This is a genomic window from Streptomyces boluensis (genome assembly GCF_009908195.1).
Classification (GTDB): Bacteria; Actinomycetota; Actinomycetes; order Streptomycetales; family Streptomycetaceae; genus Streptomyces; species Streptomyces boluensis.
Genome location: NZ_JAAAHS010000002.1, coordinates 1 through 20,819, shown reverse-complemented (window position 1 = coordinate 20,819; position 20,819 = coordinate 1). Strand labels below are relative to the sequence as shown.

Here is a 20,819-nt window from a genome sequence, read left to right as displayed (position 1 = left end):
GTGGCCGTCGGCGTGCCCGGCCCCGAGGGGCAGCGGCCCGGCCCCATGTCCGAGAACAGCCCAGGGAGAGTCATGCGTTTCAAGATGCTCGGCCCGTTGGAGGTCACCCACGAGGGCCGACCGATCGTCCTGGGAGGCGTCAAGCAGCGCGCCGCGCTCGGGTTCCTCCTGTTGCATCCCAACCAAGTCGTGTCGACGAGCCAGTTACTCAGAGCCCTCTGGAGCGTCGAGGGCGCCCCCGCCACGGCGCGGAAGATCCTGCAGAACGCCATCTGGGGGCTGCGCCGCGCCCTCGACGTGGACGAGGCGGCGCAGACCCCGGCCACCCTGCGCACCCAGTCGCCCGGGTACGCCCTCCAGGTCGACCGCGACCTCATCGACCACCACCAGTTCCTGCGCTGGGTCGGCGAAGGACGCGCCAAGCTCGCCGCCGGCGCCCCCGAGGAGGCGTCGCTGCTGCTGCGCGACGCCCTGGGCCTGTGGCGCGGCCCTGCCCTGTCCGACCTCGCGGAAGCCGGGGTGCTGTGGCCCGAGCTCACCACCCTCCAGGACACCCGGCTCGGGGTGCAGGAGGACTTCTTCGAGGCCCAGTTGGCGTGCGGCCAGCACTACACCGTGCTCAGCGAACTCGAGGTCATGGTCGACAACGAGCCGCTGCGGGAACGCTCCTGCGGCCAGCTGATGCGCGCCCTGTACCGCTGCGGCCGGCAGGCCGACGCCCTCGGTGTCTACCGGCGGCTGCGCGCCGCGCTCGTCGAGGACCTCGGCCTGGAGCCCAGCCGGGAACTCCAGGTGCTGCAGCAGTCCATCCTGACCCACGACCCTGCCCTGCAACTGGGCGAGTCCGGTACGGCCGTCCTCACCCGGACCCCCGCCGCGCCCTTCGCCGAGCTGCCCGAACCCTCCTCGGTCGCCCGGCCGCGGAGCGCGGCGCACCCCGAACCTGCGGCGTGGCAGCGGCGCCGGGCCTCGATCCTGCTCGTCGGCACCGCCCCGAGCAGCCCGCTGGAGGCCGACGGCCCAGATGTGGCGCCCGCCTTCGACACCGCGGCCGCCCGGGTCCGGCAGGAGATCGAGGAGTCCGGCGGCGTGTTCGCGGGCGCCATGGGCGGCGTCAGCCTCGGCTTCTTCCCCGCCGAGCCGTACGGCGACCAGCACGCCGAGCGCGCCGTCCGTACGGCCGTGGCGTTGCGCGACCTGTTCACCGAGGCCCGGGAGCGGGGGCCGCGGGAGAGCGGGCCCGGCGTCGACGTACGGGTGGCGGTGGCGACCGGAGAGGCGCTGGTGCAGCTGCCGACGGAGCGCGGTGCGCACCCGGGGTCGGTCAACGGTGTCCTGCTGCACGAGTGCCAGGCCCTGCTGCCGCTGGTGCCGGCCGGCGAGGTCCAGGTGTGCGCGCACACCCACGCCGCCACCCAGGGCCAGTTCGCCTACCAGCGGGTCGCCGGGGCGCAGGAGAGCTGGCGGCTGCGGAGCGCGGCCGCCACGGCGGGCCGCAATGCCGCCGCCGGCGACGGCAACGGGGGTGAACTCGACCTGCTTGTCGGCCTGTTGGAGCACACCAGGCGCTGGCGCCGGCCGCACCAGGCGATCGTCCTCGGCGCCTCCGAGGCGGCCCGCGGCCGGATGCTCACCGAGCTGCGCGACCGCCTCGGTGGCGGCCCCAACCCGCCGCTGGTGCTGAGCTTCGACGGCACCCGCATGGCCGAGGAGGGCCCGTACGTCCTGCACCGCAGGGTGGTCGCCGCGTACTGCGGGCTCACCGAGCAGGACTCGCCCACGGAGACCTGGAAGAAGCTGGAGGCCGCCGTCGGCGAGCTGGCGCAGGGCCAGGGGCACGCCAACTGGCTGCTCTGCCAGCTCGGCCCCGCGCCCGAGGTCGCCGAGCAGCGGCTGCAGGACCTCGACTCGGGCGAACGGCGCTCCGCCCGCCGCCAGTTCATCGAGGAGGCCGCGCAGCGGCGCCCCCTCGTACTGATCAACAACGCGGTGCACCGCAGCGACGACGTGCTCCAGGAGTTCCTGGAGGACATGGAGCGGACCGGGCGTCCGCTGCCGCTGCTCGCGGTGACCGGGGCCAGGCCCGAGGTGTCGGTGCAGGACCGGTACTGGCTCGGCTCCAAGCGGTTCGTCACCACGATCACCCTTGACGCGCCGTCCGACACCGACACCTCCATCGAGCGCCTCACGGAGTCCCAGCTGTCCCTCGCGCTGGAGGGAGCGCCGCGCGGCTGACGCGGCACCTGACCAAGGCTCGTATGCGCGCACTCCTCGGCCCCGGCGGAAGAACCGCCGGGGCCGACGTGTGGGGTGGTGCCGTTACTGCTGCGGGTACTGGACGCCCTGGCCGAGGCCGCCGTCCACGGGCAGCTTCGTGCCCGTCGTGAAGGTCGCGTCCACGGCCAGGTACAGGGCCGCGCGGGCGACCTCGTCGACGCCGCCGTGCCGGCGCATCGGGGTGAGCTGGTCGCCCAGGGCGCTGAAGCCCGCCTTCTCCTCGTCGCTGAGGCCGGGGATGCCCATGCTCGGGGTGTCGATGAAGCCGGGGCTCACCGCGTTCACCCGGATGTTGCGGGGCAGCAGCTCGGAGGCGATGACCTGGGTGAAGGAGAACAGTGCCGCCTTCGAGCCCGAGTACACGCTCATCCCCGGGGTGCCGCCCTCGTCGGCCACCGAGCTGGTGAAGACGATCGAGCCGCCGTCCCGGATCAGCGGGGCGAGACGCTGCGCCACGAAGAACGCGCCCTTGGTGTTCACGTGGAACTGCTGGTCGAAGGTGGCCTCGGTGACCTGCGCGAAGGGTTCGAGGATCGCCGTACCGGCGTTGATGAACAGGTGGTCGATGTGGCCGAGCTTCTCCTCGACGGTCTTGCCGAGCAGCTCGATGTCGTCGAGGCTGCCGGCGTTCGAGCGCACCACGTGCGCGGCCGGGCCCAGTTCGACCTCGGCCGTCGTGATGTTCCTCGGGTTGTAGCCGGTGACGAGCACATCGGCACCGCCCGCGAGGAGGGCCTTGCCGATCGCCAGGCCCATGCCGTGCGTACCGCCCGTGATGACGGCCTTCTTGCCCGAGTAGTCGGTCATTGTCTCCCCATTCTCTGTACGGATTGCTTCCGTGCGCGGCGCGAATGCGGTCAGGCTCGCACAGAGACGGGAACGGAACGGTGCCGCCAACTCATTCGCAGGTAATTGCGGGACGCACACCCGCATCGTCCCCAATTGCCTTGGGATTACTTCGAGTTGGATTCCGCCTTGCCGCCGCCTATTAGGTTCTCAAGGGCGTGCTTGAGGCCGGGGTCGTGAGACGCGTATCGATGACCGTGAGAGGAAAACGATGACTGACAGCCAGGTGGAATCCGTACTGAAGGCAGTGCGGGACGCCGTGCCCACGCTCCGCAAGAATGGTGAGGAGGCCGAACGGCAGCGCTGGATACCGCAGGAGAACATCGATCTCCTGGAACAGGCCGGGGTGTTCCGCATCGCGACCCCGGCCCGTTTCGGCGGCCTCGACCTGTCGCTCGCCGACCAGGCGAAGGTGCTCAGGGAGGTCGGGCGCGGCTGCGGTTCCACCGGCTGGCTCGCCATGGTCTGGGTGTCCTCGGCGGGTCTCGCCGCGCTCTACCCGGACGAGGCGCAGAAGGAGATCTTCGCCGACCCGTCGGTGCGCATCTCCGGTGGCTTCACACCCACCGGCACCCTCACGCCCACCGAGGGCGGCTATCTCCTCAACGGCAGCTGGAAGTTCAACTCGGGCTGCCGGGGCGCCAGTTGGAACATCACGGCTGCCATGGTCGACAAGGCCGACGGCACCCAGGACGAGGCCGTCGCCATCGTCCCGATGTCCGAGCTCACGATCGCCGACGACTGGCACACCTCGGCCGCCTCCGGCACCGGCAGTTCGACCAGCACCGCCAAGGACGTGTTCGTCCCCGAGCACCGCGTGGTCAGCTACGAGGACGCGATCCTCAACACCACCCCGGGCCGCACCGCCGAGGTGACCCCGGGCCGGGCGTACGGCCTGTTCACGTACATCATGGCCGAGTGCGCGGCCGCCTACCTGGGCATCGCCCGCGGCGCCTACGAGCTGTTCCTGGAGCGCATCCCGGGCCGCGGCATCACCTACACGTCCTGGGACGACCAGCGGCAGCACCCGCTGACGCAGATCCAGACGGCCACCGCCGCCAACAAGATCTCCGCCGCCGAGGCGCTGCTCGGCGAGGTGATCCGGATGCTGCAGGAGCGCGCCGACGCCGGCGAGCAGCCGACCTTCGAGGAGAAGGCCGACGTGCGCGGCCAGACCGCGTACGCCGTGCAGCTCGCCAAGGAGGCCGTGGAGATCCTCTACACCGCCTCGGGGGCCACGGCGATCCAGCGCAGCGTGCCGATCCAGCGGTTCTTCCGGGACGCCGAGGGCTTCGCGCTGCACGCCATCCTGCTGCCGAGCACCAACCTCGAGGTGCAGGGCCGGGTGCTGCTCGGCCTCGACCCGGACACCCCGTTCCTCTGATCCGGTACGACGACGGGGTGGTGGCCGGGAGTTCACCGGCCACCACCCCGTATGTCACCCCGCGCCCGGGGACGCCGGTCTCAACGGCCGCGGCTCAACTGCCGTCCCCCGGCTGCCACATGCGGCTGCGCATGTCCCGCCCGCGCAGCACCTGCACCCGGAACGGGTCCATGCGCAGCAGCCCGTACTCGGGGTCGGTGGGGCCGCCCTTCCAGTAGTGCTGCGGGTCGTAGCCGACGCCGGAGGGGCTGCCCTTGCGGTACAGGTCCCACACCTCGCGCTTCACCGTCGGGTCCTCGACCCACTCGGCCACGCTGTCCGCGTACACCGCGTTCTGCCGCGGATTCCAGTACGAGCACGTCACATGCGGGTTGTTGGTGATGTGCGCCGTCTTGACCGGCGTCTTGTAGGCGGCGATCCAGCCGACCGGGCGGTCGTCGACGAGCTCCCAGATCGGCAGCAGCACCCGCGCGCGGGGCCGCCCCTTCTTGTCCACCGTGATCAGCGAACAGTAGACGATGTCGCGGATGTACTGGTTGAACTCGTCCTCGAGATCGGTGAACTTCTCCACTCGGGTCACCACGGGGCTCGGTCCTTTCTGATCCGATGGCGGCGGCCGGCCCGGACGGATTCCGGGCCGGCCGCTCAAGGGGTGGTCGAAGACTCCCGCCGCTCGTGCGGGAGCCGGGCGGCTACTTGCCGGCGATGTCCGCAGCCTGCCCGGCCGCGCGGAAGCCGCTCTCGATCGCGCCGTCCACGAAGCCGTTCCAGCCGCTCGCGATGCCGTCGTTGGCGAACGCGACCCGGCCGTGCGGCTCCTGCACCTCGGGCAGCTGCGTCAGCTGACCCGGCCTGCGCAGCGTCCAGCCGCCCAGCGAGTACGGGTCGTGGCCCCAGTCGTGCGCCCGGTAGCTGATCAACTCGGCCTGCGGGAGCAGCCGTTGGAGCGCCGCCCGGACCTGCTCGGGGCGGGACACGTCGAGCGACGGGTCCTGGCTGTAGCCGGTGAGCAGCTGCTCGCCGTTGTCGAGGACGGCGTGCGTGAACATCGGCGTGAGCAGCCCGTTCTCCACGTCACGCACATGTACCGGGCCGAAGTCGCCGCGCACCCGCAGCCACAGCCGGCTGGTGTGCGGTACGCCGATGCCGCGCTCGGCGGTCTCGGCGTGCACGGGCGGCAGGCCGGGCCGGAAGTCGATGGTCCGCCACACGTTGGCGGGGACGGCGAGCACCGCGACGGGGGCGGCGAACTCGCGGCCGGACGCGGTGGTGACGCGGACGAGCGAGCCGTCGTCGTCGACGCGGGTGACGGGCGAGTTCAGATGCAGGTCCGCCTCGGCGTCGTTGAGGATCTCCTGGACGAGGGCCGACATGCCGGACGCGGGCGCCTGGCCCTCGATGGTGATCCAGTCGGCGAGCTTGCCGCCGGCCACCTGCCACCACTGGGCGAGCGCCTCGTACGCGCCGTCCTTGCTGCTGCCGCCCGCGAAACCGCCGACGAGGGTGCTGATCCACATGTCGTCGCGGGTGTCGAGGTGCAGCGAGTCGAGGCGCTCGCGCAGCGACTGGCCGGCGACGGCGCGGATGCGCTCGCCCGCGAACAGCGGCTCGTGCGGCCGGGGGAGGAGCTTCTCGGAGCCCTCGAAGATGGTGGTGAGCAATTCGCCGAGGCGGCCGAGCGCCACATTTCCGTCGAACGACTCGAGGGAGCCGTCCTCGACGGGGAACACGGCCCATTCCGGCATCGGCAGGACGCCTTCGAGCAACGGGATGTCGTAGCGGTCGAGTTCCGCCATCGCGAGTTTCGCGAAGGGGGAGATCCAGCCGCCGCCGTACTCGATGGGCAGGCCGTCGAACGTGTCCGTCCACGTACGGCCGCCGATGCGGTGGCGGGCCTCGATCACCACGGGACGCAGGCCCCTGGCCCTGAGTTCGCGGGCTGCGGTGACCCCGGCAAACCCGGCGCCGACGACTATCGCGTCAAATTCCCGAACAGCGGTCATGGGAGCCTCTCCATGGCAGAAGGAAAGAGAATTGAGAAGGGTACGAGTCGGCGGCCAACTTACTGGAGCCCATATTGACGGACGGTCATGGCTCGGTAATCTTTTCACGCCGATCGCCCCAGGTGAGACGCTGATTACTGGCCGATGAACGCAGTCTGCAATGCTTTATGAGCGCAGTGAGTCGGAAATGGTCGCGCCCCGCTACCTTGGCCGAGAAGACAGCTCGTGACGATTCTCCCCAAGGATTCAAGGGAGTTGCAGCAATGCAGCAGGCAAAGCCAGCGGAGAAGAAAGGCCGGGCCGTCGTGCTCGGCGGCAGCATGGCGGGCCTTTTCGCGGCCCGGGTCCTCGCGGACGCGTACGCGGAGGTCCTGGTGGTCGACCGGGACGCGCTGACCGGGGTGGACGAACCGCGCCGCGGCGTGCCGCAGGGCCGCCAGGTGCACGGACTGCAGGCGCGCGGCCAGCAGATCATCGAGGAGCTGTTCCCCGGCTTCACCCAGGAAGTGGTCGACGCCGGAGGCATCGTCGGCGACATGGCCGGCGACATCCGCTGGTTCCTGAACGGCCACCGCATCGCGAACGTCCACACCGGACTCACCTCCCTGACCGTGACCCGCCCCTTCCTCGAACGGCAGGTCCGCGAACGGGTGTCGGCGCTGCCCGAGGTGTCGTTCCTCGAGCAGTACGACGTCGTGGGCCTGGAGGCCTCCGCGGACCGCAGCCGCGTCATCGGCGCCCGGGTGTCCCGGCAGGCCGAGGGCAGCGCGGTCGAGGTGCTCGCCGCCGACCTCGTCGTCGACGCCACCGGCCGAGGCTCGCGCACCCCGGTGTGGCTGGAGGAACTCGGCTACGCGAAGGTCGAGGAGGAGCGCCGCAAGATCGGCCTCGGCTACGCCTCCCGCCTCTACACCCTGCGCGAGCACGACAACCCGTACGCGGAGAACGAGATCTCCATCGGCGTGGTGTCCTCACCGTCCGCCCCGCGCGGCGCGATCGCCGCACGGCAGGAGGACGACCAGGTCATCGTCACCGCGTACGGCATACTCGGCGACCATCCGCCCGCCGACCCCGAGGGCTTCGACGCGTTCCTGCGCTCCCTCCAAGTACCCGACATATACAAGGCTGTTCAGGACCTCGACCCGCAGGGCCCGCCGGTCGCGTACCGCTTCCCCGCCAACCAGCGCCGGCGCTACGAACACCTCGACCGTTTCCCCGACGGGCTGCTCGTCACCGGCGACGGCGTGTGCAGCTTCAACCCGGCCTACGCGCAGGGCATGACGGTCGCGGCGCTCGCCGCCCTCACCCTGCGCCGGCACGTCACCGCCGACGGGCCGCTCCAGCCGCTCGCGTACCTGAAGGACCTGGCGCGCGAGGCCGTGGACGGGCCGTGGGACCTGATGGTCGGCGGCGACCTGGCCTTCCCCGGTGTCGAGGGTGAACGCCCCCCGCTGACCCGACTGTTCCTGGCCTATATGGCCCTGGTGCAGGAAGCCGCGATTCACGACCCCGAGGTGGCGGACGCGTTCATGCGCGTCTTCGGCCTCGTGGACTCCAGCGAATCGCTCTTGGAACCCGGTCTCCTGCTCCGTGTGCTGCGGTCCTCCGGTGCCGCGGACCGGGCGGGGATCACCTTCTAGAAATCGAGCAAGGAGCACAGCACATGTCAGCTTGGGATGCTCAAGAGGAGCCGGCCGACAGCCCCGACCCGTCCGTGACGGAACACGTCCGCCGCTATCTCGCCACGAACGGCCAGAGCGGCTACATGGAAGGCGGCGCCACCAACCTGGTGCTCACCTACCGGGGACGCAAGAGCGGAAAGCTCTACCGCACGGGCCTGTTCTTCGGGGCGGACGAGGACCGGTACATCCTGGTCGCCTCCGGCTCCGCCATCACCCACACGCATCCCAAGTGGTACTTGAACGTGGTGGCGAACCCCGAGGTGGAGATCCAGGTGCTCGCCGAGAAGTTCCCGGTGCGCGCCCGCACCGCCGAAGGGGAGGAGCGGTCCCGGCTGTGGAAGCTGATGACCGACCTCGCCCCCGTCTACCACACCTACGAGGCCCGAACCCGACGCGTCATCCCGGTCGTCGTGCTCGAGCGGGTCTGAGCGGCCCGAGCCGTCTCGTGTCCACCTCGTATCTACGTATGGAGTAGCAGCCATGAGCAAGTACGCAGGGAAGAAGGCCGTCATCCAGGGCGGCACGCACGGCATGGGCCTGGGTGTCGCCAAGGCGCTGCTCGCCGAGGGCGCCGAGGTCGTCCTCACCGGCCGCAACGAGGCCAACATCGAGGCGGCTCGCGCCGAACTCGCGGGCGAGGCAGCCCATGTGGTGCGCTCCGACGCGGCGAACCTGGACGACGTGCGGGCGCTCGGCGGGGTCGTCGAGGAGAAGCTGGGCCGGATCGACTTCCTGTTCATCAACGTCGGCATCGCCGAACTCGTGCCGTTCGACCAGGTCACCGAGGAGGGCTACGACCGCATCTTCGACATCAACACCAAGGGCGCCTTCTTCACCGTGCAGCGCCTGGCCCCGCTCATCAACAAGGGCGGCGCCGTGCTCTTCACGACGTCCATCGCCGACAACATGGGCTACCCCGGCATCACGGTCTACGGCGGGGCCAAGGCCGCGCTCAGGACCTTCGCCAAGGGCTTCGCCGCCGAGCTGATGCCGCACGGCATCCGCGTCAACGCGCTGAGCCCGGGGCCGATCAAGACGCCGTCCATGGGCTACCCGGCGATGAGTGACGCGGACAAGGACGTCCACGAGAAGGAGATGAACGAGATCAGCCCGATGAAGCGGCACGGCACCATCGAGGAGATCGCTGCGGCGGCCCTGTTCCTGGCCTTCGAAGCGACCTTCACGACGGGCACCGAGGTCGTCGTCGACGGCGGCCTCGCCCAGGGCATCATCCCGGCCGCGGCCTGACCGTTCCCATCCTGGGGCTCCGCCCCCGGACCCCCGCTCCTCAATCGCCGGAGGGGCTAATAGATAGCCCCTCCGGCGATTGAGGAGGCCCGTCCGGCGAGGACTTTCGGGAAGGGGCGGGGTGGGGAAGAAAGACGGCGCAGCTCAGGCCGTATCAAGCTGCAGCTTCGCCTCGGCCTGAGGATCCGCCCGCTCGCCGGAGGCGAACTCCGCCGCGAACTCCCCCTCGCCCAGCGCCCGCAGGGCCACCGCGCTCACCCGGTCCACATCGCCCCGCTCACCGCGCGGCAGCGGCGCGCCCACCGACTCGCGTGCCGCCGTCGCCGTGCCGAGCAGCCGGGCCGCGTGTGCGCAGTGCCCGGCGAGCGCCCGCGCGCCCGCGATGCCCTCGAGGGCCAGCGCCACCGCCCGCGGATCACCGGTGTCCCGGGCCGCGGCCAGGCCCTCCCGGTGCAGGGCGAGCGCCCCGTCCGCGTCCCCGCGCAGTTCGGCGACGAAGCCCAGCTCGGCGAGGATCAGCGCCGACCCGTACTCCGCGTCGAACTGCCGGTTCCACTCCAGCCAGCGGCGCAGCAGCGGCTGCGCCACGTCGAGCCGGCCCTGCCGCCTGGCGCTGAGCGCGAGGCCGAGCTCGGCGAACTCCTCGGCCGGCTTGTCGCCCTGCTCCACGGCCAACTTGCGGCCGCGTTCGTGGAACTCGTCGGCCCGCGCGTGCTCCCCGTTCAGCAGCGCGATCCGGCCCAGCTCGGACCAGCGCATCGACGCGTCCGTCCACAGCCCCAGGTCCTCGGCGATGCGCAGCCCGTCCTGGTGCAGCCGCGCGGCCTCCGCGTAATCGCCCTCGATCTCCGCCAGCCGGCCGAGCACCCCCATCGCCTGCAACTGCCCCCACCGGTCCCCGGTCTGCCGGAACAGCGCGAGGCTCTCCTGGCCCTGCTGCCGGGACGCCGTCAGGTCGCCGCACACATAGGTCTGCATGCCGCGGGTGCTGAGGCCCGCCGCGATGCCCCAACGGTCGTCCAGGGCACGGGAAGCGGCGAGCACCCGGTCCATCAGCTCCTCGCCCACCGCACGGTCCCCGAACCGGGTGACGGCGTGGCCGAGGAACCAGCCCGCCCTGGTCCGCTCGTGCGGGTCGCGGATGTCCTCGTACGACGCGAGGATGTCCCGGCCGTGCCGGGCGTCGCCCTCCGGGGAGCCGGTCAGCAGACTCATCCCGGTCCGCCACGCGGCGGTCCCCGACAGATCCTCGGCCGTGTCCTCTGCGGCTGCGTCGTCCGGTGCCGGGCGGCCCGGCAGGCCGACGGCCACGCCCAGCCAGCGGGTGGCCTCGGTCAGGCGGCCGCGCAAGTACCAGTACCAGACCATCGCGTGCACGAGCCGCCGCATCAGCACCCCGTCGCCGTCAGCGGCGGCACTGTCGAGGGCGCCGCGCACATTGGCGGTCTCCGCGTCGAGCCGGCGCAGCCACTGCTCCTGATCGGAGCCGCGCAGGAACGAGTCCGCGCGCTCCGCGAAGTCCGCGTAGTGCCGGGCGTGGGCGCGCCGCACCCGGTCGAACTCGCTGTCCCGCAGCCGCTCCTGGCAGTACGCCGCCACCGACTCCAGGAGCCGGTACCGGGGGCCGTCGCCCTCGTGCGACACGAGCACGAGCGAGCGGTCCACAAGCCGCGTCAGCAGGTCCAGGACCTCCGCGGGCTTCACCCCGTCGCCCGCGCACACCGCCTCGGCGGCGGGCAGGGTGCAGCCGTCCGCGTGCACCGCGAGCCGCCGCAGCACCAACTGCTCGGCCGACGTGAGCAGTTCCCAGCTCCAGTCGATCATCGCGCGCAGCGTCTGCTGCCGCGCCGGTGCGCCCCGGTGCCCGCCGGTGAGCAGCCGGAACCGGTCGCCGAGCCGCTCGGCCAGCTCGGCCACACCAAGGACCCGCACCCGGGTCGAGGCCAGTTCGAGGGCGAGCGGAATTCCGTCCAGGCGACGGCAGATCGACGCCACCGCCCGTGCGTTGTCGTCGGTCAGCGCGAAGTCCGGGGAGGTCGCCGCCGCCCGGTCGAGGAACAGCTGCACCGCGCTGGACCGCCGCAGCTCGCCCGCACCGGCCGCGCTGCCCGGCAGGTCGAGCGGCGGCACCGGCCAGAGCCGCTCACCCGCGAGGTCGAGGGGTTCCTGGCTGGTGGCGAGGATGCGTACGCCCGGCGCGTCCCGCAGCACGGCCTGCGCCAGCTGGGCCGCGGCCTCGATGACGTGCTCGCAGTTGTCCAGGACGAGCAGCAGCCGGCGGCCGCGCAGCGCGTCGGTCAGCCGGTCGAGCAGCGTGCGCGGCCGGCCGCCCGGCAGCGGTCCGGGACCGGTGTCGTCCCGCACCCCGAGCGTCGCGGCGACCACCTCGGCCAGCTCGTCGCCCCCGGACCCGGCGGCGACGGCCTGCGCGGCCAGCTCCACCAGCCACACCCCGTCCTCGTACGACTCGGAGAGCCGCGTCGCCACCTCCACCGCGAGCCGGGTCTTGCCGACGCCACCGGGCCCCGTCAACGTCACCAGGCGGCCCGCCTCCACCAGGGCCCGCACCTCGTCCACCGAGTCCGCCCGGCCGATCAGACCGGTCACCGGGGTCGGCAGGTTGGTGCGCGGCCGCGCGGCGGCCACGGGCTGCGCCGGGGCGGACCGAAGGCCCGGGTCCTGCTGGAGGATCTCCTGCTGCAGCGCGACCAGTTCGGGCGCCGGTTCGAGGCCCAGCTCCTCGTCCAGGCGGCGGCGCAGCTCCTGGAAGCTGTCCAGGGCCTCACTGGCCCGGCCCGCGCCGTACAGCGCCCGCATCCGGGCGGCGCGGAGCCGCTCCCGCAGCGGGTGCCGCTCCGTCCACTCGCGCAGCTCCCCGGCCAGCGGGCTGTGATCGCCCAACTCCAGGCGCGCCTCGGCCTGTTCCTCCAGGGCGAGCAGCCGCTGCTCCTCCAGGCGCGCGACGGCCGCGTGCGCGAACGGCTCGTCCGCGAAGTCCGCGAAGGCGGGGCCGCGCCACAGCGCCAGCGCGTCCGCGAGCGTCGCGGCCCGCTCCCGCGCGTCCCCTATGCCCCGCGCCCGCGCGGTGAGCGCCCCGAACCGGCCGGCGTCCACCGCCTCGTCCCGTACGTCGAGGACATAGCCGAGCGCCCGGCGTACCACCAGGTCCTGGCCGCCCGCGCGGGCGAGCACCCGGCGCAGCCGCGACACCAGCGTCTGCAGCGCGCCCGAGGGGTTGCCGGGCGGCGCGCCGCCCCACAACTCGTCCACCAGACGGTCCGCCGACACCGCCTGCCCAGGAGAGGTCAGCAGAGCCGCGAGCAGCGAGCGGACCTTCGACTCCGGCACCGCGACAAGTTCACCCTCCGCCGACCACACGGCCAGCGGACCCAGTACCCCGAAACGCATGGGCTCACGGTACGGCCACACCGGTCACTGCCTGGTGTGTCAGTGCGCCGCAAGGCCGTGCAAGCGGACCGACAGAGGACTGCAAGGGGCCGGGCGCACTCTTCAGGGGCCGGAGCGAAACCGGCGCAGGAGCCGGAGCGAAACCGGCGCACCACGTACCTCGCACGCTGTCTCTAGGAGTTTCGTCATGAGCAAGTTCGCAGGCAAGAAGGCCGTTGTCACCGGCGGTACGCACGGCATGGGTCTGGCCATCGTCAAGGCGCTCCTGGACGGCGGCGCCGAGGTCCTCTACACCGGCCGCAACGAGAAGAAGATCGAGGAGGCCCGCACCGAGCTGAAGTCGGACAAGGCCCATGTGGTGCGCTCCGACGCGGCGAGCATGGCCGACATCCGCGGCCTCGCCGACACCGCGCAGGAGAAGCTCGGCCGGGTCGACTACCTCTTCGTCAATCACGGCATCGCCGAGGTGCAGACCCTCGAGGAGACCACCGAGGAGTCCTGGGACCGGCACTTCGCCATCAACACCAAGGGCGCCTTCTTCACGGTGCAGAGCCTCTCGCCGCTGCTCAACGACAACGGCGCGATCGTCTTCACCACGGTCGCCAACGACCTCATCTTCCCGGGCCTGAGCGCCTACTCGGGCTCCAAGGAAGCGGTGCGCGCGATCTCCCACGTGCTCGCGGCCGAGCTCCTGCCCCGCAAGATCCGTGTCAACTCGGTGGCCCCCGGCTACATCAAGACCCCCACCATGGGTGTCGCCGGCATGACCGAGGAGGAGCGCCGCGACTTCGAGAAGCAGGGCGCCGACACCTCGCCGCTGAAGCGCATGGGCACCGTCGAGGAGGTCGCCGCGGCCGCGCTGTTCCTGGCCGCCGACGCCACCTTCACCACCAACGTCGAGTTCCCCGTCGACGGTGGCTTCGCGCAGGGCCTCACCGGCGCCCACTGACCCGCGACGCCGCAACCCCCTTCCCCCGCACAGCAGTTACTGCCGCCCCGCCCCGCGTACGAGCGGGGCGGCAGCCCCATGGACGACTCATCGAAAGGCCAGACCAATGACTTCGATCAGAGCGGCGGGCAACGCGCGCGCCGGCCGGCGGGAGTGGGCGGGGCTCGCCATGCTGGCCCTGCCCAGCATCCTGCTGTCCCTGGACGTGACGCTGCTGCACCTCGCGGTGCCGCACCTCGGCCAGGCACTGGCGCCCAGCAGCACCCAGATGCTGTGGATCATCGACATCTACGCCTTCATGATCGCCGGGTTCCTGGTCACGGCCGGCACCCTCGGTGACCGCATCGGCCGCCGCAAGCTGCTGCTCATCGGCGGACTCGCGTTCGGCGTCGCCTCCGTGGTCGCCGCGTACGCGAACAGCCCCGAGATGCTGATCGCCGCCCGCGCCCTGCTCGGCATCGCCGGCGCCACCCTGATGCCGTCCACGCTCGCCCTGATCAGCAACATGTTCCAGGACCCGAAGCAGCGCGGCACCGCCATCGGCATCTGGGCCGCCAGCTTCTCGGTCGGCATCGCGCTCGGCCCGGTCGTCGGCGGGGCCATGCTGGAGGCGTTCTGGTGGGGTTCGGTGTTCCTGCTCGCCGTGCCCGTCATGGCGCTGCTGCTGATCACCGGTCCGATCCTGCTGCCCGAGTACAAGGACGAGAAGGCCGGCCGGATCGACCTGGCGAGCGTCGTGCTGTCCCTGGCCGCGATCCTGCCCGCCATCTACGGCGTCAAGGAGATCGCCAAGCACGGCCCGGAAGCCGCCTCGCTGGTCGCCCTCGCCGTCGGTGTGGTGTTCGCCGTCGTCTTCGGCCGCCGTCAACTGCGCCTGGACGACCCGATGCTGGACCTGAGCCTGTTCCGCAGCCGTGCCTTCAGCGTGGCCCTCGGCGTGATGCTGTTCGCCGCCGTCGCCATGGGCGGCATCTACCTCTTCGTCACCCAGTACCTGCAGATGGTCGGCGGCCTGTCGCCGCTTGAGGCCGGTCTGTGGCTGCTGCCCGCCGCCGGGCTGCTGATCGCCTCGTCGATGCTGGCCCCGATCGCGGCCCGCCGCATCCGGCCCGGCAACGTCACCGCCATCGGCCTGATCCTCTCCGCCATCGGCTACTTCACCCTCACCCAGGCCCACACCGGCGACGGCGGAGTGCTCCAGGTCGTCATCGGCTTCGCCTTCATCTACACCGGCATCGGCCCGGTGATGGGCCTGAGCGTGTCCCTCATCGTCGGCTCGGCGCCCCCGGAGAAGGCCGGTGCCGCCTCCGCGCTGCAGCAGACCAGCAGCGACTTCGGTCTCGCCGTCGGCATCGCCGCCCTCGGCAGCCTCGGCACCACCGTGTACCGCAACGGCGTCGCCGACGACATCCCCGCCGACACCCCGGCCGCGGTCGCCGACGCCAGCCGCGACACCCTCGCCCGTGCCCTCGACGCGACCGAGTCGCTGCCGAGCGAGCTGGCCGGCCAGATCATCACGCCCGCCCGGGAGGCGTTCACGTCCGGGCTCAATACCGTCGCCCTCATCGGCGGAATCCTGGTCACCGCGCTGACGGTCCTCGCGCTCACGATGCTCCGGCATGTGGCCCCGACCAACGCGGCGGCGGCCCCGGCGTCCGAGGAATCCTCCGACGAAACATCTGAAGCGGTGGCCGTCGAGTCCGGCGGACCCGCCCGGGAGGAGCAGCCCGCCTGATCCCTCCGCCACAAACACACAGCTCAACTCCGCTTCCGGGCCGGTGCCGTTCGACAGGCACCGGCCCGGAAGCATGTGGGCGTTCCTGAGGAAAGGGCGGAGGCAGACCCTCCAATTACCTTTGGGGCGACGGGTGTTCGAACAAGTCGACTAACTTTCCGTTGGCCGAAAACAGATCGGCGGTTCTGTTTTCGGCGGTGATTTTCAGTCCTCAACGGAAAAGGTGCTCGGATGACTTCTCACCCTTCCAGCACGTCCAGCACGCGGCGGCACGCGGCCCCGCGGTTCGGACGCCGCTTCATCCTCAAGGCGTCCGGCGCGTCCGCGCTCGCCGGTGCGATCGGCGTCGGCGCGTATGTGAGCCAGGCCGCTCCCAGCGGGAAGGCGGCGTCGGACGTCATCGTCATCGGTGCCGGATACGCCGGTGGCACCGCGGCGCGTGAACTGCGCGCCAAGGGCCTGAGCGTGACCGTCCTCGAAGCCCGCGACCGGATCGGCGGCCGCATCTGGACCGACACGTTCGCCGGCGAGCAGATCGACCTCGGCGGCGGCTGGGTCAGCCCCGACCAGCCGCTCGTCACCAAGGAGATGCAGCGCTACGGCCTGCAGAGCGTGCCGGAGCTGGCCAACACCAGCTCCGTCATGCCGGCCGACAACGGCTTCGTGGCGCTGACGCCCACCGAGGCCAACACCCGTATGAACGAGCTGCTCAAGAAGTTCTTCGCCGGCTCGGAGCAGTACTTCGAGCGGCCGAACGACCCGCTGTTCCGCAAGGACCTGCTGGAGAAGGTCGACCCGCTGTCGTTCGCCGACCGGATCGCCCAGCTGGAGCTGACCGCGCTGGACAAGAAGTGGCTCGCCGGATACACGTCGGCGTACGTCGGCGGCGACAACACCCGCGGCGCCATGACGGCGCTCGCCCAGTGGTGGGCGCTGGGCGGCTGGACCACCGAGGCGTGGCACAACCAGATGGGCTACCGGCCGACCACCGGCATGACGGCCCTGCTCAAGGCGATGCTCGACGAGTCGGGCGCCACCGTGAAGCTCAGCTCGCCGGTCGCATCGGTCACCGAGACCGGCAGCGGCGTCGAGGTGAAGACCAAGAGCGGCGAGGTGCACACCGCCAAGGCGGTCGTCGTCGCCGTACCGGTCAACATGTGGAAGACGATCCAGTTCAACCCGGGCCTGCCCAAGGTGCACACCGACGCGGCGTCCGAGGGCGTGGGCGTCGGCCTGGGCACCAAGGTGTGGATCCACCTCAGCGGCACCGTCGACGCGGTCTACGGCCAGGGCACCGAGACGTCGCCGCTGGTGATGCTGATACCGCAGAAGGAACTGCCCGGCGGCGGCCGCCTCATGGTCGGCTTCGCGGGACCGTCCCTCGACGCGTCGAGCAAGACGGCCGTGCAGAACGCGGTCCGTGAGTACATACCCGGCGCGACCGTCGTCGCCCACCGCTCCCAGGAGTGGGGCAACGACCCGTACTCCCGCGGCGGTTGGGGCCTGCGCCGCCCGGGACAGCTCCTTCGTCAGCTGCCCGGCATCCAGCAGCCGCACGGCCGGATGCTGTTCGCCGGCGCGGACGTCGCGAGCGGCTGGAACGGCGCGTTCATCGAGGGCGCGATCGAGTCCGGCTTCCGGGCCGCCGAACAGGCCGGGAAGGTGGTCGCAGCGGCCGCCGCCTGACCGGGCCCGACCGCTAGCACCGCACGACATCAGTCCCGTCTGCCGCGAGCAGCGCCGGTAACGCACCCGGCACAGCGGCCGATCCGCACCCCGTGCCCGTCACCCGGACGAGCACCCCCGACGGGGAGCGGGCGGGAACCCCACGACGACACCGGCCCGGACCCGCCCCGTACGACGCTGGGCACGCACTTCCCGTCCCGGTACGGCATCGAACTCCCCGCCCGGCCCGGCACTTCTCTCTCCTCTCCTCATCCTTTCCCTCTCCTCGCCCGCCCGGCAGCCACCTCTCCTTGCTCGCCGGCCCGGCACCGACGGCACCCCCGTCCCCACGGAACTCCCTTCTGCGGCCCGGTCGTTGCAGGTCCGGCCGCTTCTGGCACCGGCCGGTAATCCACCTCCGCGCGCGCGCGATCCGCCCATGAGCCGGCGGTTAGCACCCCCGGTACGCGGGCGACCCGTCCATGAGTCGGCGGTTATCACCTGTTTCCAGGTACCTCACGACACTGGGAGGTATCCCGCGGAAAGGAGATCACCATGGCCGGGTCCACCGCGCCTGACACCCTTCAACTCCCTTTGCCGCCCGCGGCGTTGCGCGGCAAAGCCGTCGACGAACGCGCCCGTCTGATCAGTGGCTACCTCTGCCGGGTCCTCACCGGCGCCCTCGACGTGCCCCCGGCGCACCGGGTCAGCGCGGAGCGCTCGCTGCGCGCGCAGGGCCTCAACTCGCTCACGGCACTACGGCTCACCCGCACCCTGCGACTCGCCCTGCGGGTCGACGTACCGGTGGATCTGCTGCTCACCCATGACACGGTCACCGAGCTGGCCACGGCGCTCGCCGCCCGCCTGGAGGAGCCGACCCGTACCGCCCTGCTCGAGGAGCCGCCCCGTACCGCGCTGCTCGGAAAAGAGCCGTCCCGTACCGCCCGGCCCGGCCCGTCGCCGCACCTGCTCGGATGACCGAAGCAAGCACCGGCACGCTGATCGGTGCCAGAACCGCCCCGCGCCCGCCCGCCGCCGCCGTCGAGAAGGGCGGACTGCACCTGTGGGCGCTGCACGGCCCCGACCGGGACGACGGCCCGACGACCCTGCCCACGGCCGAGCTCGACGAGGACGAACTGACCCGCGCCGCCGCCTTCGTACGGCCCCTCGACCGGTTGCGGTACGTGACGGCGCACATCGCGCTGCGCCGCCTCCTGGCCGCGTACACGGGGGTCGCGCCCGGTGAGCTGCTGCTGTCCCGGGCGCCGTGCAGCTCCTGCGGCGGGCCGCACGGCCGGCCCGTCATCACCGGCTCGCCGGTGCCGTTGAACTTCTCCCTGTCGCACAGCCACGGCCTCGCCATCATCGGGATCTCGGCCGCGACCGTGGGCGTCGACGTGGAGCGGCTGCCGTCGCCGGAGACCACGCAGATGTCGCTGCCCGCCCTGCACCCGAGGGAGCAGGCGGAGCTGGGCCGGCTGCCGCCGCACGAACGTCCCGCCGCCTTCGGGCGGTTGTGGACCCGCAAGGAGGCCTACCTCAAGGGCATCGGCACCGGCCTCACCCGTGATCTGGGCGCCGACTACCTGGGCGAGGACCGCGGCCCCGGCGCGCCCGAGGGCCCGCCCGGCTGGACCGTACGGAACGTGCCGGGCCACCCCGGGCACGTCGCCGCCGTGGCGGTGCCGTCCCACACCGAGCAGTGCGGCACCACCCGCAGGCTGCCCCTCAAGTCCCTGTACGCCGAGGACGCCGACGAGCTGATCGCCACCGTCAAGGAACGGCTGTGCACCTCGTTGCCCGCGGCCGACGGCACGGCTTTGGGCGCGGCCTCCGGCGTGTGATCCGCGAACCACCTCACCGACCGCTGCTGAAGGAGTGCGCAAAGCCATGCTCACCGCAGAATCCCGGGCCGGAGCCACCACCGACCGCCTCGACGCGCTGTCCGCACTGAAGGAGCTGGCCCGCAACGGGCCCGACCCGAAGGCCACCGAACGCCAGCACGCCAAGGGCAAGCTGACCGCCCATCAGCGCATCGAACTCCTCCTGGACAAAGGCAGTTTCAGCGAGGTCGAGCCGCTGCGCCGGCACCGGGCGACGGGCTTCGGCCTGGAGAAGAAACGCCCGCACGGCGACGGTGTCATCACCGGCTGGGGCACCGTCGAGGGCCGCACGGTCTTCGTGTACGCGCACGACTTCCGCGTATTCGGCGGCGCGCTGGGTGAGGCGCACGCGACGAAGATCCACAAGATCATGGACATGGCCATCGCGGCGGGTGCGCCGCTGGTCTCCCTGAACGACGGCGCGGGCGCCCGTATCCAGGAGGGCGTCAGCGCGCTCGCGGGGTACGGCGGCATCTTCCAGCGCAACACGAAGGCGTCCGGCGTCATCCCGCAGATCTCGGTGATGCTCGGCCCGTGCGCGGGTGGCGCGGCGTACTCGCCCGCCCTGACGGACTTCGTGTTCATGGTCCGCGAGACCTCGCAGATGTTCATCACCGGTCCTGACGTGGTGAAGGCGGTGACGGGCGAGGAGATCACGCAGAACGGGCTCGGCGGCGCCGACGTGCACGCGGAGACCTCCGGCGTCGCGCACTTCGCGTACGACGACGAGGAGACCTGCATCGCCGAGGTCCGCTACCTGCTGTCGATGCTGCCGCAGAACAACCGCGAGCTGGCGCCCGCCGCGATGAGCGACGACCCGGCCGACCGGCCCGGCGACACGCTGCTCGACCTGGTCCCGGCGGACGCCAACCGCAGTTACGACATCCGGGCCGTGGTCGGTGAACTCGTCGACGACGGCGACTTCATGGAGGTGCACGCCGCCTGGGCGCCCAACATCGTCTGCGCCCTGGCCCGCCTGGACGGCCAGACCGTCGGTGTCGTCGCCAACCAGCCGAGCGCCACGGCGGGCGTCCTGGACATCAAGGCGAGTGAGAAGGGGGCGCGGTTCGTGCAGTTCTGCGACTCGTTCAACATTCCGCTGGTCACCCTCGTCGACGTGCCGGGCTTCCTGCCGGGCGTCGACCAGGAGCACGAGGGCATCATCCGGCGCGGCGCGAAGCTCCTTTACGCGTACTGCAACGCCACGGTGCCGCGTATCTCGGTGGTGCTGCGCAAGGCGTACGGCGGCGCCTACATCGTGATGGACTCCCGCTCCATCGGCGCCGACATCGCGCTGGCCTGGCCCGGCAACGAGATCGCCGTGATGGGCGCCGAGGGCGCCGCCAACGTGGTGTTCCGCCGGGAGATCGCCGCCGCCGACGACCCGGAGGCGATGCGCCGGCAGAAGATCGAGGAGTACCGCACCGAACTGGTCCACCCGTACTACGCCGCCGAACGCGGCCTCGTCGACGACGTCATCGACCCGCGTGACACCCGGTCGACGCTGATCCGCTCCCTGGCCATGCTCCGCGCCAAGGACGCCGACCTGCCCCGCCGCAAGCACGGCAACCCGCCGCAGTGACCGACCGCAGCCAGGGAAGGATTCACATGGACGCCGACCAGCAGAGCAATGCCGCACCGGACGCGCAGCTGATACGGGTGGAGAGGGGGCACCTCGACGCGGACGAACTGGCCGCGCTGACCGCGGTGTTGCTGGCCCGCGCGGCAGCGGTCGGCGC

Annotated in this window: 16 protein-coding genes; 12 read left to right on the top strand and 4 right to left on the bottom strand. The window is 71.5% G+C overall.

Annotated elements, in window-relative coordinates; genetic code table 11:
• Positions 1 to 72: 72 nt before the first annotated feature.
• Positions 73 to 2,235 carry a BTAD domain-containing putative transcriptional regulator gene (locus tag GUY60_RS38670; RefSeq protein WP_246234092.1) on the top strand — a complete coding sequence of 721 codons (2,163 nt, stop codon included), beginning with the start codon at positions 73 to 75 and terminating at the stop codon, positions 2,233 to 2,235.
• 84 nt (positions 2,236 to 2,319) lie between these two features.
• On the opposite strand, the gene GUY60_RS00490 is transcribed toward GUY60_RS38670, so the two are convergent.
• Complete coding sequence (locus tag GUY60_RS00490) at positions 2,320 to 3,084, bottom strand: SDR family oxidoreductase (RefSeq protein WP_161692813.1); 765 nt, start codon at positions 3,082 to 3,084, stop codon at positions 2,320 to 2,322.
• 250 nt (positions 3,085 to 3,334) lie between these two features.
• On the opposite strand from GUY60_RS00490, the gene GUY60_RS00485 reads away from it, so the two are divergent.
• On the top strand, positions 3,335 to 4,507 hold the full coding sequence (locus tag GUY60_RS00485) for an acyl-CoA dehydrogenase family protein (protein WP_161692812.1): 1,173 nt from the start codon (positions 3,335 to 3,337) through the stop codon (positions 4,505 to 4,507).
• Positions 4,508 to 4,601: 94 nt separating this feature from the next.
• On the opposite strand, the gene GUY60_RS00480 is transcribed toward GUY60_RS00485, so the two are convergent.
• The gene (locus tag GUY60_RS00480; RefSeq protein ID WP_161692811.1) at positions 4,602 to 5,090 is read right to left on the bottom strand and encodes a pyridoxamine 5'-phosphate oxidase family protein; all 489 of its coding nucleotides are present in this window, start codon (positions 5,088 to 5,090) and stop codon (positions 4,602 to 4,604) included.
• Between the two features lie 109 nt (positions 5,091 to 5,199).
• The gene (locus GUY60_RS00475) at positions 5,200 to 6,510 is read right to left on the bottom strand and encodes a flavin monoamine oxidase family protein (protein ID WP_161692810.1); all 1,311 of its coding nucleotides are present in this window, start codon (positions 6,508 to 6,510) and stop codon (positions 5,200 to 5,202) included.
• A gap of 263 nt (positions 6,511 to 6,773) precedes the next feature.
• On the opposite strand from GUY60_RS00475, the gene GUY60_RS00470 reads away from it, so the two are divergent.
• From GUY60_RS00470 to GUY60_RS00460, 3 genes are read left to right on the top strand one after another with little or no spacing between them, the layout of a single operon-like run.
• The gene (locus tag GUY60_RS00470) at positions 6,774 to 8,150 is read left to right on the top strand and encodes an FAD-dependent oxidoreductase (protein WP_161692809.1); all 1,377 of its coding nucleotides are present in this window, start codon (positions 6,774 to 6,776) and stop codon (positions 8,148 to 8,150) included.
• 23 nt (positions 8,151 to 8,173) lie between these two features.
• On the top strand, positions 8,174 to 8,620 hold the full coding sequence (locus GUY60_RS00465) for a nitroreductase family deazaflavin-dependent oxidoreductase (protein ID WP_161692808.1): 447 nt from the start codon (positions 8,174 to 8,176) through the stop codon (positions 8,618 to 8,620).
• A gap of 52 nt (positions 8,621 to 8,672) precedes the next feature.
• Positions 8,673 to 9,440: an SDR family oxidoreductase gene (locus tag GUY60_RS00460; protein ID WP_161692807.1), complete on the top strand. Its 768-nt coding sequence runs from the start codon at positions 8,673 to 8,675 to the stop codon at positions 9,438 to 9,440.
• Between the two features lie 144 nt (positions 9,441 to 9,584).
• On the opposite strand, the gene GUY60_RS00455 is transcribed toward GUY60_RS00460, so the two are convergent.
• Positions 9,585 to 12,848 carry an AfsR/SARP family transcriptional regulator gene (locus GUY60_RS00455; protein ID WP_161692806.1) on the bottom strand — a complete coding sequence of 1,088 codons (3,264 nt, stop codon included), beginning with the start codon at positions 12,846 to 12,848 and terminating at the stop codon, positions 9,585 to 9,587.
• A 187-nt stretch (positions 12,849 to 13,035) separates the two neighbouring features.
• Here GUY60_RS00455 and GUY60_RS00450 point away from each other — a divergent pair, with 187 nt between their 5' ends.
• The 7 genes from GUY60_RS00450 to GUY60_RS39425 form a co-directional block, all read left to right on the top strand.
• Positions 13,036 to 13,797, top strand: coding sequence for an SDR family oxidoreductase (locus GUY60_RS00450; protein WP_161692805.1), 762 nt, complete (start codon positions 13,036 to 13,038; stop codon positions 13,795 to 13,797).
• 106 nt (positions 13,798 to 13,903) lie between these two features.
• Positions 13,904 to 15,532 (top strand): MFS transporter, encoded by a 1,629-nt coding sequence (locus GUY60_RS00445; RefSeq protein ID WP_161692804.1) that lies wholly within the window; start codon positions 13,904 to 13,906, stop codon positions 15,530 to 15,532.
• 231 nt (positions 15,533 to 15,763) lie between these two features.
• Complete coding sequence (locus GUY60_RS00440; protein WP_161692803.1) at positions 15,764 to 17,218, top strand: flavin monoamine oxidase family protein; 1,455 nt, start codon at positions 15,764 to 15,766, stop codon at positions 17,216 to 17,218.
• Positions 17,219 to 17,752: 534 nt separating this feature from the next.
• Entirely contained in the window at positions 17,753 to 18,175 is a 423-nt protein-coding gene (locus tag GUY60_RS00435; RefSeq protein ID WP_161692802.1) for an acyl carrier protein, read from the top strand.
• The gene (locus GUY60_RS00430; protein ID WP_161692801.1) at positions 18,172 to 19,041 is read left to right on the top strand and encodes a 4'-phosphopantetheinyl transferase family protein; all 870 of its coding nucleotides are present in this window, start codon (positions 18,172 to 18,174) and stop codon (positions 19,039 to 19,041) included. The genes GUY60_RS00435 and GUY60_RS00430 overlap by 4 nt, the downstream gene beginning before the upstream one ends.
• Positions 19,042 to 19,087: 46 nt before the next feature.
• Positions 19,088 to 20,662, top strand: a complete 1,575-nt coding sequence (locus GUY60_RS00425; protein WP_161692800.1) for an acyl-CoA carboxylase subunit beta — start codon at positions 19,088 to 19,090, stop codon at positions 20,660 to 20,662.
• Positions 20,663 to 20,688: 26 nt separating this feature from the next.
• Positions 20,689 to 20,819, top strand: a 131-nt coding sequence (locus GUY60_RS39425) for an acyl-CoA carboxylase epsilon subunit (RefSeq protein WP_281368310.1), incomplete at its 3' end; no start/stop codon positions are given.

What these genes read in the sequence shown, in the direction of transcription:
- GUY60_RS00470 (WP_161692809.1), top strand. Translation starts at nt 6,774, where the DNA reads ATGCAGCAGGCAAAGCCAGCGGAGAAGAAAGGCCGGGCCGTCGTGCTC.
- GUY60_RS00465 (WP_161692808.1), top strand. Translation starts at nt 8,174, where the DNA reads ATGTCAGCTTGGGATGCTCAAGAGGAGCCGGCCGACAGCCCCGACCCG.
- GUY60_RS00445 (WP_161692804.1), top strand. Translation starts at nt 13,904, where the DNA reads ATGACTTCGATCAGAGCGGCGGGCAACGCGCGCGCCGGCCGGCGGGAG.
- GUY60_RS00490 (WP_161692813.1), bottom strand. Translation starts at nt 3,084, where the DNA reads ATGACCGACTACTCGGGCAAGAAGGCCGTCATCACGGGCGGTACGCAC.
- GUY60_RS00485 (WP_161692812.1), top strand. Translation starts at nt 3,335, where the DNA reads ATGACTGACAGCCAGGTGGAATCCGTACTGAAGGCAGTGCGGGACGCC.
- GUY60_RS00460 (WP_161692807.1), top strand. Translation starts at nt 8,673, where the DNA reads ATGAGCAAGTACGCAGGGAAGAAGGCCGTCATCCAGGGCGGCACGCAC.
- GUY60_RS00440 (WP_161692803.1), top strand. Translation starts at nt 15,764, where the DNA reads ATGACTTCTCACCCTTCCAGCACGTCCAGCACGCGGCGGCACGCGGCC.
- GUY60_RS00475 (WP_161692810.1), bottom strand. Translation starts at nt 6,510, where the DNA reads ATGACCGCTGTTCGGGAATTTGACGCGATAGTCGTCGGCGCCGGGTTT.
- GUY60_RS00430 (WP_161692801.1), top strand. Translation starts at nt 18,172, where the DNA reads ATGACCGAAGCAAGCACCGGCACGCTGATCGGTGCCAGAACCGCCCCG.
- GUY60_RS00435 (WP_161692802.1), top strand. Translation starts at nt 17,753, where the DNA reads ATGGCCGGGTCCACCGCGCCTGACACCCTTCAACTCCCTTTGCCGCCC.
- GUY60_RS00450 (WP_161692805.1), top strand. Translation starts at nt 13,036, where the DNA reads ATGAGCAAGTTCGCAGGCAAGAAGGCCGTTGTCACCGGCGGTACGCAC.
- GUY60_RS00425 (WP_161692800.1), top strand. Translation starts at nt 19,088, where the DNA reads ATGCTCACCGCAGAATCCCGGGCCGGAGCCACCACCGACCGCCTCGAC.
- GUY60_RS38670 (WP_246234092.1), top strand. Translation starts at nt 73, where the DNA reads ATGCGTTTCAAGATGCTCGGCCCGTTGGAGGTCACCCACGAGGGCCGA.
- GUY60_RS00455 (WP_161692806.1), bottom strand. Translation starts at nt 12,848, where the DNA reads ATGCGTTTCGGGGTACTGGGTCCGCTGGCCGTGTGGTCGGCGGAGGGT.